Source organism: Mesorhizobium neociceri, from assembly GCF_013520985.1.
Lineage (GTDB): Bacteria > Pseudomonadota > Alphaproteobacteria > Rhizobiales > Rhizobiaceae > Mesorhizobium > Mesorhizobium neociceri.
This window is the reverse complement of the sequence record NZ_JACDTY010000011.1, coordinates 76,698-91,684: the sequence shown is the minus strand read 5'-3', so window position 1 is coordinate 91,684 and position 14,987 is coordinate 76,698. Positions and strand designations below refer to the sequence as shown.

Sequence of the window (14,987 nt, the reverse complement as noted above, 5' to 3'; positions counted from 1 at the left end):
TTTTTCTCCTCGTTACGCTGAACGCATCTCTTCCAGAATGGCTTCCGCCGCCGCGCGCCTGTCGCTTGCCGCGACGATCGGCCTGCCGACGACGAGATGGCTGGAGCCGTTGCGGATCGCCTGCGCCGGCGTCACCACGCGCTTCTGGTCGCCATGGTCGCTGCCCTTGGGCCGGATGCCGGGCGTCACCACCGCCAGGTCTGGTCCGACGATGCGGCGCACCGCTTCCGCCTCTTCGGCCGAGCAGACGACGCCGCCCATGCCGGCATGCAGCGCCTGTTCGGCGCGCCGCAGCACCAGCGTGTGCGGGTCGTATTCATAGCCGGCGTCGATCACGTCCTGCTCGTCCATCGAGGTCAGCACGCTGACCGCCAGCAGGCAGAGATCGCTGCCCTTGGCGGCTTCCACCGCGGCACGCATCGCCTTGGGATAGGCGTGGATGGTGAGCATCGTCATGCCCATGCGCACGATGTTCTCGACGCCCTTGGCCACCGTATGGTCGATGTCGAGCAGCTTCATGTCGAGGAAGATCTTGGTCCCGCCGCTGGCCAGCTCCCTGGCGAAGTCGAGCCCGCCGGCAAAGGCCAGCTGATAGCCGATCTTGTAGAAGGAGACGACGCCGTCGAGCGCGCGCACCGCCTCTTCGGCCTCTTTCACCGTCGGCACATCGAGGCCGACGATCAGCCTGTCTCTCATGGTTTGGGCCTGCATGGTCGTCGCGTGGATCATGCCCGGGTCGACAGCATATGCGAGGTTTCGATCAGCGTGCGGCATAGGTGCTCCATCGATTTGTTCAGTCTCTCATCCCTGAAATTGCCGTCGGCGTCGAAGGCGCTGCCGCCATCCGGTACCGAGCATTCCGGCGTCACCACTTCCAGTTGGCAGCGCACCAGCACGGCGCGCAGATGATTGATGCAGCGTATCCCGGCGAAATGTCCGTTGGAAGACGAGCACAGGCCGGCAACCTTGCCGACAAACGGCCTGAACGCGGGGCCGTTTTCCGTACGCACCCGACTCACCCAGTCGATCGTGTTCTTGAGCAGCGGCGGGATCGAGCCATTATACTCGGGCGTCGCGATCAGCAGCCCGTCATGGGCGGCGATCAGCCGGCCAAGCTTCACGGCATTGTCGGGAACGCCTTTTTCCTTTTCGAGATCTTCGTCCAGGATCGGCAGCGGATAGTCGGCCAGCGAAATGCGCGTCACCTCGGCGCCCTGCATGGCCAGCTCCTTCTGCGCCACATCGGCGGTCTTGCCGCTGAAGGCGCCGCTGCGCATCGAGCCGGCGAAGACGAGGATTTTCGGAATCACTGCCATTGGCCAACCTTGTCCCGGGACAGGTACAGCCGCTGACAGCTCAAATCAACGCATCGGCCCAAAAATCGAATCCGATTTTTGGAAAGCACGATGCGTAGATTCAAAACTGTTAGAGCGTACTTTGTGCGTCCGAGCGGACGCACGTCGCTCTAATGTTTCTCGCGCCGGTAGATCCACAACTGCGTCGGCGGGATGTTGCGGAAGATGAAGTCGAAATGCTTGACCGTGTAGTTGCCGCGGCCGGGCGGGATCGGCGACAGCGGCCCGTAGGTCAGCTGCACGATGGGCCGCCCCACCGGGATGCGGTCGAGCAGGCTTTCGATATAGGCGATGCGCTGTGCCACAGGGAAGTTGAGCAGCGGCACACCGGAAACGACGGAATCGAACACCATGTCACGCTTGTCGCCCAGCGTGGCGTTGAGATTGAAGGCGTCGCCCTCGATGACGTTGACGCCGGGATAGAGCTGGCGCAGATGGCGCACGAAATCGGTGGAATATTCGACCGCGTAGAGGTTTTCGGGCTTCACGCCCAAGGCAAGAATTTGGCGGGTGATGACGCCTGTGCCTGGGCCAACCTCGAGCACCGGCAGGCCGGACTTCGGATTGACGATCGAGGCCATCTTGCGGGCGGTGATGGAGCTTGTCGGGACGATCGAGCCGACGGACTTCGGCTTGTCGATCCAGCCTTTGAAGAATTTCAGCTCGTCGTCGAACTTTTCAGCCAGTGCTTTCCGCAATCCGGGACCACGTGCCATGCAAGTTCTCCTCAGCCACCCCCCGAACGCTACTTAGCAGCTAGGTGGGACAAGGCAAGGCGCGATCTGGCATAAGATGTTGATGACGTTCGGGAAGCGTGCCGGGCGCAGCAGTCGTCTGCAACTCTATTGCTTGGAAATCAGCGCTCGCCGAAGGATTCGAAAAAGTCCTTCATGCGGGCGAAAAAGCCGCTCGACTGGGGCGAATTGTCCTTTGACGACAGCTGCTCGAACTCTTCCAAGAGCTCGCGCTGGCGGCGCGACAGGTTCTGCGGTGTCTCGACCGCGGTCTGGATATAGAGGTCGCCGACATTGGGCTGGCGCAGCACCGGCATGCCCTTGCCCTTGAGGCGGAACTGGCGACCGTTCTGCGTGCCTTCGGTCACCTTCACCTTGGTCTGGCTGCCATCCAGCGTCGTCACTTCGAACGAGCCGCCAAGGGCGGCCGTCGTCATCGAGATCGGCACCTTGCAATAGAGGTCGGCTCCGTCGCGCTGGAAGAATTCATGCGGCTTGACCGCCAGGAAAATATAGAGGTCGCCCGACGGGCCGCCGCGCAGGCCCGCTTCGCCCTCATTGGCAAGCCGGATGCGGGTGCCGTCCTCGATGCCGGCCGGAATGTTGACCGACAGCGAGCGCTCTTCGGTGACGCGGCCCTGGCCGGCGCATTTCGGGCACGGGTCCTTGATCGTCTGGCCACGGCCCTGGCATTGCGGGCAGGTGCGCTCGATCGAGAAGAACCCTTGCGTCGCCCGTACCTTGCCGTGGCCATGGCACATCGAACAGGTCACCGGCTGGGTACCGGGCTTGGCGCCGGTCCCGGAGCATTCCGTGCACGAGATCGAGGCCGGTACGCGGATCTGCGCGGTCTTGCCGGCAAATGCTTCTTCCAGCGTGATTTCCATATTGTAGCGCAAATCGGCGCCGCGCTCGCGGCCGCCCGAGGAGCGGCGCTGGCGCCCGCCCATCATGTCGCCGAAAATATCCTCGAAAATGTCGGCGAAACCACCGGCGCCAAAACCTTGTGCGCCGCCATTCATGCCGCCCTGCTCGAAGGCGGCGTGACCGAAACGGTCATAGGCCGCGCGCTTCTGCGGGTCCTTCAGCGTCTCGTAGGCTTCGTTGATTTCCTTGAACTTGTGCTCGCAGGAATGATCGCCGGGATTGCGATCGGGATGGAACTGCATGGCGAGCTTGCGGAAAGCGCTCTTGAGCTCCTTCTCGTCGGCGCCCTTTTGCACGCCCAGCGTCTCGTAGAAATCAGCTTTCATCTTTTCCCGCAGTCCGGATATTCAACGTCTTGATGCATATCGCGTCGTTTGCCGGCACGTTGTGTCGATTTAGGTGCGATGGGGCCGGGATGCCAGTGCCGGCGCGGCTTTGCCGGCATTTTTCTAGCCACGACCACATTTTTCCGGCGAGGGTTGCAAAAAAGCCCGGCTTTGCGCCGGGCTTTTTGCAACCCTTGAAGCGTGCTTAGTATCGACCGTCGAAATAGCCCTTGTAGTTCTTTCTTCGAATCCACTGAAGATCGCCGAGAATCTCGTCAACATAGGATGCATCTTTTGATGCATCTTCGCCGCAGTAGCCTTCTGCCGACCAAGTCTCAAAGTAGACAAGGACGCCAGCAAGGTTCGTCGCGCCGACGTCGTCAGATATGTAGATTCTTCCGTCGGTACTAATTCTCAGCTGCCGCATTTCAGAATCGTCTTTGGAGGCGAGCAAACGACGAACCCCTTCGTGAGTTAAGTCTGACTCAACGAATAAGTTCATATCTCGCCTCCGATAACGTGAGTCAGATCAGGCCGACTTCTTCTTGTCGTCGTCTTCGTCGATTTCTTCGAAATCGGCGTCGACCACGTCGCTATCCTTGGCGGCGTCCGCCTTGGCGTCGGCTTCCGCCGCTTCCTTCTGCGAGGCCTCATACATCGCCTGGCCAAGCTTCATCGAAGCTTCGGCAAGGGTCTGCGACTTGGCTTCGATGTCGGCCGCGTCGTCGCCTTCGGCCGCGGTCTTCAGGGCCGTGATCGCATCCGATATCGCCGTGCGCTCGGTTTCCGAAACCTTGTCGCCATATTCCTTCAGCGACTTCTCGGACGAGTGCACCAGCGCCTCGGCCTGGTTGCGGGCCTCGACCAGCGCACGCCGCTGCTTGTCGGTCTCGGCATTGGCTTCGGCGTCCTTGACCATCTTTTCGATGTCGGCGTCCGAAAGGCCACCCGAGGCCTGGATGCGGATCTGGTGCTCCTTGCCGGTGCCCTTGTCCTTGGCCGACACGTTGACGATGCCGTTGGCGTCGATGTCGAAGGTGACCTCGATCTGTGGCACGCCGCGCGGCGCCGGCGGGATGCCGACCAGGTCGAACTGGCCGAGCGCCTTGTTGTCGGCAGCCATTTCACGCTCGCCCTGGAAGACGCGGATGGTCACGGCCGACTGACTATCTTCAGCGGTCGAGAACACCTGGCTCTTCTTGGTCGGGATGGTCGTGTTGCGTTCGATCAGGCGGGTGAACACGCCACCCAGCGTCTCGATGCCGAGCGACAGCGGGGTCACGTCGAGCAGCAGCACGTCCTTAACGTCGCCCTGCAGCACGCCGGCCTGGATGGCGGCGCCGAGTGCGACGACCTCATCCGGGTTGACGCCCTTGTGCGGCTCCTTGCCGAAGAACTGCTTCACGATCTCCTGGATCTTGGGCATGCGGGTCATGCCGCCGACCAGAACGACCTCATCGATTTCGCCGGCCTTCAGGCCGGCATCCTTGAGCGCCGCCTTGCACGGCTCGATGGTGCGCTGGACGAGGTCGTCGACCAGCTGCTCGAACTTGGCGCGCGTCAGCTTCAGCGTCAGGTGCTTCGGGCCGGTCGCGTCGGCGGTGATGAAGGGCAGGTTGATCTCGGTCTGCGTCGTCGACGACAGCTCGATCTTGGCCTTTTCAGCCGCCTCCTTGAGGCGCTGCAGGGCAAGCTTGTCGTTCTTCAGGTCGATGCCCTGTTCCTTCTTGAACTCGGCCGCCAGGTACTCGACCAGGCGCATGTCGAAATCCTCGCCGCCGAGGAAGGTGTCGCCATTGGTCGACTTCACCTCGAACACGCCGTCGCCGATTTCGAGCACCGAGATGTCGAACGTGCCGCCGCCAAGGTCATAGACGGCAATGGTCTTGCCATCCTTCTTGTCGAGGCCGTAGGCGAGCGCGGCAGCCGTCGGCTCGTTGATGATGCGCAGCACTTCGAGGCCGGCGATCTTGCCGGCGTCCTTGGTGGCCTGACGCTGGGCGTCGTTGAAATAGGCCGGAACGGTGATGACCGCCTTCTCGACCTTCTCGCCGAGATAGGCTTCCGCCGTTTCCTTCATCTTCTGCAGGATCATGGCCGAGATCTGGCTGGGCGACTGCTTCTTGCCGCCGGCCTCGACCCAGGCATCGCCATTGTCGCCCTTGACGATCTTGTAGGGGACAAGCTTCTTGTCCTTCTCCGTCACCGGATCGTCATAGCGGCGGCCGATCAGGCGCTTGACCGCGAAGATGGTGTTTTCAGGATTGGTGACCGCCTGGCGCTTGGCCGGCTGGCCGACGAGACGTTCGCCGTCGCCACTGATGGCGACGATGGAAGGCGTCGTGCGCGCGCCTTCCGCATTCTCGATCACCTTCGGTTCCTTGCCATCCATGATGGCGATACAGGAGTTGGTGGTGCCGAGATCGATACCGATTACTTTTGCCATTTTTCTAGTCTCTCCGCTAAGCAGGCTCTCAGGACCCGTGAAGGCGTTCCGACGAAAGCCCCTGTTCACAAGAAATTCCGCTCCGGCTACCGGCATTCCGGCGCTGGGCGGCTTGGCGCGTATATAAGAACAGGCGGCATCGGGCGCAAGCATTCTGCGCATGGCGTCCACTATGCGTCTCCTGGCGCCGAATCGACCCTCCGTCGGGGAGGAAGCGGCCGAGCGGGCAGCATTATGGCGAAAAGGCCGCTTCTCATCGTTTTTGCCGCAGCTATAGTGCCATATCGTTTGGGGACCTGGATAATGCGTTGGATTTTTGGGCGATTGCTCCCCCTTTTTGCCGTTGCCAGCCTTTCATGGGTCGCTTGCCCGCCGGCCCAGGCGGTCGAATTCCAGACAATCACCATCAAGGTCGGCTATGGCGCAGGGGGCGGCTATGATCAGACATCCAGGCTGATTGCCCGTCATCTCGGCCGGTTTCTGCCCGGAAATCCCAACATCATTGTCCAGAATGTGCCAGGCAGCGGCAGCCTGAAGCTCACCAAGATGGTCGTGGGCAGCGAACCGGCCGATGGCAGCGTCATCGCCTCGGTCAGCGAAGCGATGTTCTACGCCCCGATCCTCGATCCCGAAAATGCCAATTTCGATCCGCTCGCCCTGCAGTGGATCGGTTCGCTGATCAACGACCCGGCCTATTGCCTGACCAGCAAGCAATCCGGCATCGACACGATGGAAAAGTTCCTGCAGTCGGATTTCCTGATCGGAGCGACGGGCAAGAACAGCACGACCTACATCTTCGCCGCCCTGGCCAAGAATGGCATGAAGGCCAGGTACAAGATCGTCACCGGCTTCGACGGCACCGCCGACATCGAACTGGCCATGCGGCGCGGCGAGATTGCCGGCATGTGCGGGGTCTCCAGCTCCCTGCTCAGGAGCGATCGCGCCGCGATCAACATTATCGGCACGTTCGGGCAGGGCGGTTCCGGCGCGACGCCGAGCATTTCGGCAACCATCGCCGACCCGACGGCACGTCAGGCGGCCGATCTCATCGAATCGGCGCTGCATATCCACCATCCGCTCATCGCCCCGCCGGGAACGCCGAAAGAGACCGTGGACGCGCTGCGCAAGGCCTATTCCGCCATGGTTGTGGATGCCGATTTTCTCGCCGATGCCACAAAGCTTGGCGACCTCACCCTCAACCCGACATCCGGCGAAGCGATCAGCCAGCTGGTCGCGCAACAGCTTAAAGCCACGCCTGCGGTCTTCGCCGCTGCCCGGGAACTCGTGAAATAGGCCTGATGTGGATCTGATCCTAACCGCCATTGCGGAGATGGCGCAGCCATTCCGCATGCTCATGCTGGTCATCGGCGTGTTCGCGGGTCTCGTCGTCGGTGTCGTGCCGGGCATTGGCGGCCTGTTCGCCATGGCCCTGCTGATTCCGATGACCTACAATATGGATCCCTACGCCGCCTTCGCGCTGCTGCTCGGCATGGGCTCGGTCACCACCACCTCGGACACTATTCCGGCAATCCTGTTCGGCGTTCCGGGTTCGGTCGGCGCCGCGGCGACCGTGCTTGACGGCCATGCCATGGCCAAGAAGGGCGAGGCGGCGCGCGCTTTCGGCGCCTCCTATTCGGCCTCGATGATCGGCGGCGTGTTCGGCGCGCTGGTGCTGGCGGCGGCAATTCCCGTCATGCGCCCACTGGTGCTCTATCTCAAGACGCCAGATTTCTTCGCCATCTGCGCCTTCGGCCTTTCCATCGTCGCCATCCTCGCCGGCAGCCAGCCGTTGAAGGGCCTGGCGGCGGCGATGCTGGGCATGCTCGCCTCCTTCATCGGCATCGACAGCATTGCCGGCATCGAGCGCTGGAGTTTCGGCCAGATCTACCTTTGGGACGGCTTGCCGATCTCGCTGGTCTTCCTCGGCCTGTTCGGCCTGCCCGAACTCGCCTCGCTGCTGCTGCGCGGCTCGATCCAGGGCAACGCCGAGCGCCCGACTTATGCCGGCATGTGGCAAGGCATCAGGGATACGCTGCGCGAATGGCCGCTGGTGCTGCGCTGCAGCGCCATCGGCTCGCTGCTCGGCGCCGTGCCCGGCATCGGCATCGCCGTGCTCGACTGGATCGCCTATGGCCACGCTTCGCGCCGGCCGGGACCGGGGCCGAAATTCGGCCAGGGCAATGTGCGCGGCGTCATTGCGCCGGAAAGCGCCAACAACGCCAAGGAGGGCGGCTCGCTCATCCCGACCATCGCCTTCGGCGTGCCGGGATCGGCTTCGATGAGCATCCTGCTCGGTGCCTTCGTCATCCACGGCCTTGTCCCCGGTCCGGACATGCTCGGCAAGAACGCCGCGCTCACCATTTCAATGGTGCTCTCCATCGCTGTCGCCAACATCGTCGGCGCCGTCACCTGCCTGTTGTTGACCAGGCAGCTGGCGCGTATCGCTCAAGTGTCGGCAGCGATCCTGGTGCCGCTGGTGGTCACCTTCATCGTCGTCGGCGCCTACCAGACCAATATGAGCGCCTTCGACTTCCTGCTGGTGATGCTGGTCGGCGCGGTCGGCATGGGAATGAAGGAGCTCAACTGGCCGCGTTCGGCCTTTTCGCTGGGCTTCGTGCTCGGCCCCAGTCTCGAAAACTATTTCTTCCTCGCCTACCAGATTTCCGGCTGGTCGTGGCTGAAACAGCCGCTGGTGCTCATCCTGCTTGGCCTCGCCATTGCCGGCGTGGTCAGGCAGACGGTGTCCTGGATCAAGGCGCGCGGCAGCACCGGCGCCCTGCCGCCGGTGCTGCCCGACATCGCCGCCAGCAGCGCGCTGACCCTGCTGGGCCTGGCGGGCGTGATCACGGCGATGCTCGATTTTCCCTTCGAAGCCGCCATCTTCCCGGCCATCACCGCCGGCCTTCTGACGCTGTTTTCCCTGCTGACGACCGTCCAGACCGTGCTGCGCTGGCGAAAGCCGGTCTCCCCCGGAGCCGGCATGACGCCGGCCGGCGAATGGCAGCCTTCCGACGGGCCGGCCCTGAAGGGCAATCTCACCGTGCTTGGTCTTTGCCTGGCGCTCGCCTTTCTGGTCCTGCTGGCGGGGCATCTCGCGGCCACCTTCGTCTTTGTTGCCGGCGGCATCTGGATGCTCGGGTCACGGTCGCCGAAAATGGCGCTGGCTGTCGCCGCCGGCGCAACGCTCTGCATCTACGCGGTGTTCGATCTCCTGGCCTCGCAGCCCTGGCCGGCGCCCTGGCTGGCCGGTCTTTTCAAAGCCTTCTGAGGAACAGCCGCCGCTCATCCCGGTGGCGAAGCGGCGAGCCTTATTTCGTGCAGGTGCTTCCCATCGACTTCCCCGCCGCTATGATATTGCCGGGTTTTTTGGGGGTACGACATGAACTGTCCGACGGTTGCGCGGTTGCCGCGCGCGTTTCTTCTCGGCTTTGTCTGGATGCTCGCCGCCTTGACGGCAGCGCAAGCCGTCGAGTTCAAGACGATCACCATCAAGGTAGGCTATGGCGCGGGTGGAAACTACGATCTGTCGTCGCGTCTTATCGCGCGCCATCTCGGCCGCTTCCTGCCTGGCCACCCCGATATCATCGTCCAGAACGTGCCCGGCGGCGGCAGTCTCAAGCTGACCAAGATGATGCTGGGCAGCGAACCCGCCGATGGCAGCGTCATCGCCTCGGTCAGCGAAGCCATGCCGTTCGCGCCGACATTCGATCCTGCCAACGCCAATTTCGACCCGCTCACCATGCAATGGATCGGCGCGCTGTCGTCCGAGCCTTGCCTTTGCGTCACCAGCAAGGCCTCGGGCATCGACACGGTGGAAAAATTCCTGACCCAGGAGTTCCTGATCGGCGCCTCCGGCAAGAACAGCCTGAGCTACATCGCCGCGGCTATGGTGAAGAACGGCCTCAACGCCAAATTCGGCATCGTCACCGGCTTCGAGGGATCGGCCGACATCCTCGTCGCCAGCCAGCGCGGCGAAGTCGCGGGTCTTTGCGCACTGCCCTATTACGGCATTGCCGACAAACTCGACCAGTTCAACATCCTCGGCACGATCGGTCCGGGTACCGTCGCGGCTGCGCCGACGCTTCCGCATTTCTCCGACCAGATCAAGGACCCGTTGACGCGCAGGGCAGCCCAGTTCATCGAGTTCTCGCGCGGCTTCTATCTGCCCTTGATGGCGCCGCCCGGCATTCCGCGCGATACGCTCGACGCTTTGCGCAAGGCTTATGTCGAGATGAGCAAGGATCCGGATTTCCTGGCCGATGCCGCCAAAATGGGCGGCATCACCGTCGACATCACGCCGGGCGAGGAAATAGCCACGCAGGTGGCGCAGGAGCTCAAGGCGGATCCGGCGGTGTTCGAGGCAGCCAGAGACCTTTTGAAGTAAAACGCTATTGTTTGGCGGCAGCCGGCGACAGAGTCTCGACAAGGCGGCGGCGCAGCAGTTTGCCATTGTCGCTGTAGGGTAGCGACGGCACCAGCCGGACCTCGCGCGGCCGACGGTCAGGCGAGATGTTGGCGCGCAGGAAGGCTTCGAACTCGGCCACGCTGCCCTGATCGGCGACGATGAAGGCGGCGATCTCCTGGCCCATCGTCGCGTCGGGAAAGCCGGCGACCGCGACATCCCTGACCTTGGGATGGGTGCGGATCAGCTTCTCCAATTCTTGCGGCGCGACATTGACGCCGCCGCGCACGATCATGTCGGCTTCGCGGTCGACGATGGTCAGGAAGCCGTCCTCGTCGACAAAGCCGATGTCGCCGGGAATGCCCCAGCCGTCGCCCATGACCTTGGGGTCGACGAACGGCTTGTTGCCTGCCGACACCACCGCCGAAACCATCGTCGACGTCCACGCCTTGATCAGTCCGCTCTCGCCCTTGCCAAGCACGCGCCCGTCCGCATCGAGAATTTCGACACGCACATCGGCAAACGGACGCCCGGCAGTGCTGGGCTTGGCCAGCACATCGGCACCCGACAGCGTCGTGATGCCGCCGGTCAGGCTCGACGCATAATTTATGCGATATCCCGGCGAAAGATTGCGGTAGGCCGCCAGCTTGTCTTCGACGGTTGCCGGCCCGCCGATGCTGAAAAGCACCGCAAGGTCCGGCAGCGGTCGGGTCGAGCGTTCGCCCACTTCGCGCACCAGCCGCGTGATAACCGGCGGCGGCAATGCCGATCCGCTGGCCTGAAACGATAGCAGACCCTCGATCAGTTCGGACGGCGTGAACAGCGGCGGAAAGAAGTTGATCGTCCCGCCATGGCGCAGATAGCTGAACACCTGATGGCGCGTTGCCGAATAGGACATCACCATCGGGGTCAGCAGGCGCATGACGGTCCCGGTCAATCCGCGCCGGTGCCCGGTCACGCGCCCGGCGGCCGGACGCCGCATAGGCCAGCATCAGCGCGCCCGATGCGTTGCGGAAGAAGACGCCGCCTTCTGCCATGATCAGGCCGACGAGCACGGCGACATGGCTGGTCTCCGCGCGGTTCGACAGCCCGGTCCCGACCGATCCTTCGCTCAAGCCGGCGGTACTGGCCTTGATCGGCCGGCCGTTGACGAAGCCGCCGCCGCCGCGACGGCCGTGGAAGGTCTCGCCGGTCGACGGCTCGTGGATGACGCCGACGACGGCCTCGCCGTCTCTGGCGCAGGCGATCACCACGCACCAGGCCGGAATGCCGCGCACGAAATTCGCCGTGCCGTCGATTGGGTCGACGACCCAGACATGACCCGTCGATCCGGCAACCGCATCATGTTCCTCGCCGACGATGCCATCCTGCGGATAGGCGGCGGCGATTGCCGCGCGGATGAACAGTTCCACCTCGCGGTCGCCATCGGAAACCAGGTCCTGATGGCCTTTGCTCTCGATGGTCAGGTTTTCGAGGTCGCGAAAGTATTTCAGGCCGAGTTCGCCGGCGCGGCGCGCCAGATCGATGGCGAAACGCATGCGCTGGTCGAGATCATGGGTCACGGCAAGACTCTTGGCTGAGGAAGGCGACTCTTGGCTGAGAAAGGCGCCTGCCCTTAGCAGACGCACATGTCAGGCAAAAGCGGCTCCATCCTTTTTGTTTTTACGCAATTCCGGACGGAAAACCGTTTCACACTTTTCCTGGAATTGCTCAGGCGGCCTGCGACAGCGATTTATGCGCCTCGGCCAGGATCTCGAAGGAACGCACACGGGCTGCATGATCAAAGATCTGCGCCGTCACCATCAGCTCGTCGGCGCCGGTGCGGCGCACGAAGGCGTCGATGCCTTGCCGAACGGTTTCGGGCGAACCGACGACGGCGCAGGACAGCGCCTGCGAAAGCATGGTCTTCGCCATCGGCTCCAAGGTCTGGTCATAACCCTCGACCGGCGGCGGCAAGCGCCCCGGCCGCCCGGTGCGCAGATTGACGAAGGCCTGCTGCAGCGAGGTGAACAGCAGTTTTGCCTCTGCGTCGGCCGGTGCGGCGAAAACGTTGAGGCCGAGCATCACATAGGGCTTGTCCAGCTGTTCCGACGGCTGGAAGCGCGAGCGGTAGATCTCCAGCGCATGGTCGAGCTCGGCCGGCGCGAAATGCGAGGCGAAGGCATAGGGCAGGCCAAGCATGGCGGCGAGCTGCGCGCCATAGAGGCTGGAGCCGAGGATCCAGACCGGCACCTTCTGGCCTTCGCCGGGCACGGCGCGGATGCGCTGGCCCTCTTCGGCCGGCTGGAAATAGCCCATCAGTTCGACGACATCCTGGGGAAAATTGTCTGATGCCTCGAGGTTGCGGCGCAGCGCGCGGGCCGTGCCCATGTCGGTGCCGGGCGCGCGGCCGAGGCCGAGATCGATGCGGCCGGGATGCAGAGCCGCCAGCGTGCCGAACTGCTCGGCAATCACCAGCGGCGCATGGTTGGGCAACATGATGCCGCCGGCGCCGACGCGGATGGTTTTGGTGCCGCCGGCGACATGGGCGATGACGACGGCGGTCGCCGCACTGGCGATGCCCGGCATGTTGTGGTGCTCGGCTAGCCAGTAGCGCTTGTAGCCGAGCCGCTCGGCGTGGCGGGCAAGGTCGAGCGAATTAGCCAGCGAGCGCGAGGCGTCGCTGCCTTCGACGATCGGCGACAGGTCGAGAACGGAAAGTGCGGTCATGGGCTTCAAGCCTTTACGATGTTCAACTGCCGGACCCTGGTTTCGAAGGCGGCGCGGTCGGGGATGATGATGTCGAGCTGGCTTTCCAGGATGTCGGCGAATTCGGTGGCCGTTGCGATCTCGCGCTGCTCGCTGCGGCCGCCGACATGATGCGTCGACAGTCGGTTGTTGCGCAGCGCATAGCGCCGGTCGGGCAAGGCGCGCGCCGCGACGACGGAGGACAGGAAGTGCGAGCTCGGATGGGTCAACAGGTAATGATTGGCAACCGCATAGTCGACCTCATAGGCCGGCTGCATGTCGAAGCGGTGGAGTGTCTGCCAGTCGCCGCCGACATTGGCCTGCACCCGGAAATTGCCGGATGTCTCGATGATGCGGAACGTTTCGTGCGGGGTCTGTTGTTCGAGGCCCGGCTCGAGCAATAGCGGCGCGGTCATCGTCAGGCCGCCAAAGCCGACATCGGCAATGTAGGTCCCGCCGTCGAGCTCGATCCGCAACAGCATGTGGCTGCGCGCGGTAATGGCGTCCTCCGGCTGACCCCTCAGAACCCGGGCGGCGAGGCCGCTGACCTCAAATCCCAGCGCCTTCAGCGCATGCATGAAAATCAGATTGTGTTCGAAGCAGTAGCCGCCACGGCGGCGCGCGAAAATCTTGTCCTGCAGCGAAGCAAGATCGAGCTTCACCGCGATGCCCAGCAACGGATCCATGTTCTCGAACGGGATCGCCTGCGGGTGCTGGCGGTGCAGGGTCGTCAGCGTGGCCAGCGACGCATCGATCGGACCGCGATAACCGATGCAGGCGAAATAGGCGTCGAGGTCGAAGGAAGCGTCGTTCATGGCAGGGTCCGGCTTGACCGGCTCGATATAGGCACTCCATCGGAAGACGACAAACAAGAGACGACAAGCAATACCGGCCTCTACGCCTTGGCCTTGCCGGTCTCCTCTACAGCGTCCTCTTCCACCACCACCGTCTGCTGGGCGGCGAGGAAGTTGCCGACATGGCTGAGGCCGTCGAAATGGTCGCAGAACACCTTGATGACGACCAGCAGCGGCACCGCCATCAGCGCGCCGACAAAGCCCCACAGCCAGGACCAGAAAGCGATGGCGATGAAGATCGCCACCGCGTTGATCTCCAGCCGCCGGCCGACCACCATAGGCGTCACGAACTGGCCCTCGACGACATCGCACAACAAAACGAAGGCAGGCGCCAGCAGCGCATAGGAGATGCTATCGAAACTGATCAGCGCAATGACGCTGACCAGCACGATGGTGATGAGCGCGCCGACATAGGGCAGGAAATTGAGTAGCGCCGCCATCGTTCCCCAGACCAGCGGGTTGGGCATACCGAGCCCCCACAGGCCGAGGCCGATCACCGTGCCGAGGCCGACATTGATGACGGCGACGGTGAGCAGATAGTTCGAGATTTCGCGTTCGACGTCGTAGACGACACGCAGCGCCCGTTTCTTTTCGCTGAGCCTGGCGAAGGACTGGATGATCTTTTCATAAAACATCGTGCCGGACGCCAGCAGAAACAGCGACAAAACGAAGATGATGGTGATCGAGGTGCCGGCCGACAGGATGTTGCCCGCCGCCGAAGACAGGATGCCGGACTGCGCCACCGCAACCTTCTGAACGTCAGGTTCCTGCGAGGTCTCGGCCAGACCTTCCAGCTCATGCGCGATCTGCATGATCCTCTCGAACGGGCGGCGGAACTGCGCCAGCCGCTCGCTCAACTGCTGGCCGATCGCCGAAGTGTTGTTGATGAGGTCGATGACCGGACTGCTAAGCAGATAGCCGGCGGTGGCAAAGATGCAGACCGACAGCACCACCAGCAATGTCGCCGACACCACTTCGGGCACGCCGTGCTTGCGCAGGAAGCGCACGATCGGCGTCAGCGTCAGTGTCAACAGGAAGGCGAGGATGACCGGCATGAAGAAAGCGCGGGCGAAATAGAGCGCATAGATTGCCATGAACAGGAAGATGCCGACAAGCAGCGACCGCATCAGATGCGTATCCGCACGGGCAGCAACGCGCGGGTCGGGGCTTTCGGCGGCGCCTGCGCCCGAAGCTGTGTGGTCGGCTTTCATCATGC

Annotated in this window: 13 protein-coding genes and 1 pseudogene; 3 read left to right on the top strand and 11 right to left on the bottom strand. The window is 63.1% G+C overall.

Features of this window, described 5'->3' with window-relative positions:
* Positions 1-12: 12 nt before the first annotated feature.
* The 6 genes from pyrF to dnaK form a co-directional block, all read right to left on the bottom strand.
* Entirely contained in the window at positions 13-729 is a 717-nt protein-coding gene (gene pyrF / locus H0241_RS21605) for an orotidine-5'-phosphate decarboxylase (protein ID WP_210285025.1), read from the bottom strand.
* Positions 726-1,316 (bottom strand): NADPH-dependent FMN reductase, encoded by a 591-nt coding sequence (locus H0241_RS21600; RefSeq protein ID WP_181059868.1) that lies wholly within the window; start codon positions 1,314-1,316, stop codon positions 726-728. The genes pyrF and H0241_RS21600 overlap by 4 nt, the downstream gene beginning before the upstream one ends.
* A 149-nt stretch (positions 1,317-1,465) precedes the next feature.
* Entirely contained in the window at positions 1,466-2,071 is a 606-nt protein-coding gene (pmtA, locus tag H0241_RS21595; RefSeq protein WP_181059867.1) for a phospholipid N-methyltransferase PmtA, read from the bottom strand.
* A gap of 140 nt (positions 2,072-2,211) precedes the next feature.
* Positions 2,212-3,342: a molecular chaperone DnaJ gene (gene dnaJ / locus H0241_RS21590; protein WP_181059866.1), complete on the bottom strand. Its 1,131-nt coding sequence runs from the start codon at positions 3,340-3,342 to the stop codon at positions 2,212-2,214.
* A gap of 205 nt (positions 3,343-3,547) precedes the next feature.
* Positions 3,548-3,844, bottom strand: a complete 297-nt coding sequence (locus H0241_RS21585) for a hypothetical protein (protein WP_181059865.1) — start codon at positions 3,842-3,844, stop codon at positions 3,548-3,550.
* 27 nt (positions 3,845-3,871) lie between these two features.
* The gene (gene dnaK / locus H0241_RS21580) at positions 3,872-5,788 is read right to left on the bottom strand and encodes a molecular chaperone DnaK (protein WP_112559044.1); all 1,917 of its coding nucleotides are present in this window, start codon (positions 5,786-5,788) and stop codon (positions 3,872-3,874) included.
* A gap of 324 nt (positions 5,789-6,112) precedes the next feature.
* Here dnaK and H0241_RS21575 point away from each other — a divergent pair, with 324 nt between their 5' ends.
* From H0241_RS21575 to H0241_RS21565, 3 genes are all read left to right on the top strand, one after another.
* Complete coding sequence (locus H0241_RS21575; protein WP_181059864.1) at positions 6,113-7,081, top strand: Bug family tripartite tricarboxylate transporter substrate binding protein; 969 nt, start codon at positions 6,113-6,115, stop codon at positions 7,079-7,081.
* Between the two features lie 7 nt (positions 7,082-7,088).
* Positions 7,089-9,056 carry a tripartite tricarboxylate transporter permease gene (locus tag H0241_RS21570; protein WP_181059863.1) on the top strand — a complete coding sequence of 656 codons (1,968 nt, stop codon included), beginning with the start codon at positions 7,089-7,091 and terminating at the stop codon, positions 9,054-9,056.
* A gap of 111 nt (positions 9,057-9,167) precedes the next feature.
* On the top strand, positions 9,168-10,172 hold the full coding sequence (locus H0241_RS21565; protein WP_181059862.1) for a Bug family tripartite tricarboxylate transporter substrate binding protein: 1,005 nt from the start codon (positions 9,168-9,170) through the stop codon (positions 10,170-10,172).
* A 4-nt stretch (positions 10,173-10,176) separates the two neighbouring features.
* Here H0241_RS21565 and H0241_RS21560 read toward each other — a convergent pair whose 3' ends face one another.
* The 5 genes and pseudogenes from H0241_RS21560 to H0241_RS21540 form a co-directional block, all read right to left on the bottom strand.
* The gene (locus H0241_RS21560) at positions 10,177-11,112 is read right to left on the bottom strand and encodes a class I adenylate-forming enzyme family protein (protein WP_235984401.1); all 936 of its coding nucleotides are present in this window, start codon (positions 11,110-11,112) and stop codon (positions 10,177-10,179) included.
* Between the two features lie 103 nt (positions 11,113-11,215).
* Positions 11,216-11,728, bottom strand: a pseudogene (locus H0241_RS21555) (inositol monophosphatase family protein); the annotation flags it as partial.
* 172 nt (positions 11,729-11,900) lie between these two features.
* Positions 11,901-12,899 (bottom strand): LLM class flavin-dependent oxidoreductase, encoded by a 999-nt coding sequence (locus H0241_RS21550; protein WP_181059860.1) that lies wholly within the window; start codon positions 12,897-12,899, stop codon positions 11,901-11,903.
* Between the two features lie 5 nt (positions 12,900-12,904).
* Positions 12,905-13,732, bottom strand: a complete 828-nt coding sequence (locus H0241_RS21545) for an arylamine N-acetyltransferase family protein (protein WP_181059859.1) — start codon at positions 13,730-13,732, stop codon at positions 12,905-12,907.
* Positions 13,733-13,812: 80 nt separating this feature from the next.
* A complete protein-coding gene (locus tag H0241_RS21540) occupies positions 13,813-14,982 on the bottom strand; it encodes an AI-2E family transporter (protein WP_181059991.1) in 1,170 nt (389 codons plus the stop codon).
* Positions 14,983-14,987 lie beyond the last annotated feature (5 nt).

Coding starts and splice junctions, on each gene's coding strand:
- pyrF (WP_210285025.1), bottom strand. CDS start 729: ATGATCCACGCGACGACCATGCAGGCCCAAACCATGAGAGACAGGCTG.
- H0241_RS21600 (WP_181059868.1), bottom strand. CDS start 1,316: ATGGCAGTGATTCCGAAAATCCTCGTCTTCGCCGGCTCGATGCGCAGC.
- pmtA (WP_181059867.1), bottom strand. CDS start 2,071: ATGGCACGTGGTCCCGGATTGCGGAAAGCACTGGCTGAAAAGTTCGAC.
- dnaJ (WP_181059866.1), bottom strand. CDS start 3,342: ATGAAAGCTGATTTCTACGAGACGCTGGGCGTGCAAAAGGGCGCCGAC.
- H0241_RS21585 (WP_181059865.1), bottom strand. CDS start 3,844: ATGAACTTATTCGTTGAGTCAGACTTAACTCACGAAGGGGTTCGTCGT.
- dnaK (WP_112559044.1), bottom strand. CDS start 5,788: ATGGCAAAAGTAATCGGTATCGATCTCGGCACCACCAACTCCTGTATC.
- H0241_RS21565 (WP_181059862.1), top strand. CDS start 9,168: ATGAACTGTCCGACGGTTGCGCGGTTGCCGCGCGCGTTTCTTCTCGGC.
- H0241_RS21560 (WP_235984401.1), bottom strand. CDS start 11,112: ATGCGCCTGCTGACCCCGATGGTGATGTCCTATTCGGCAACGCGCCAT.
- H0241_RS21550 (WP_181059860.1), bottom strand. CDS start 12,899: ATGACCGCACTTTCCGTTCTCGACCTGTCGCCGATCGTCGAAGGCAGC.
- H0241_RS21545 (WP_181059859.1), bottom strand. CDS start 13,732: ATGAACGACGCTTCCTTCGACCTCGACGCCTATTTCGCCTGCATCGGT.
- H0241_RS21540 (WP_181059991.1), bottom strand. CDS start 14,982: ATGAAAGCCGACCACACAGCTTCGGGCGCAGGCGCCGCCGAAAGCCCC.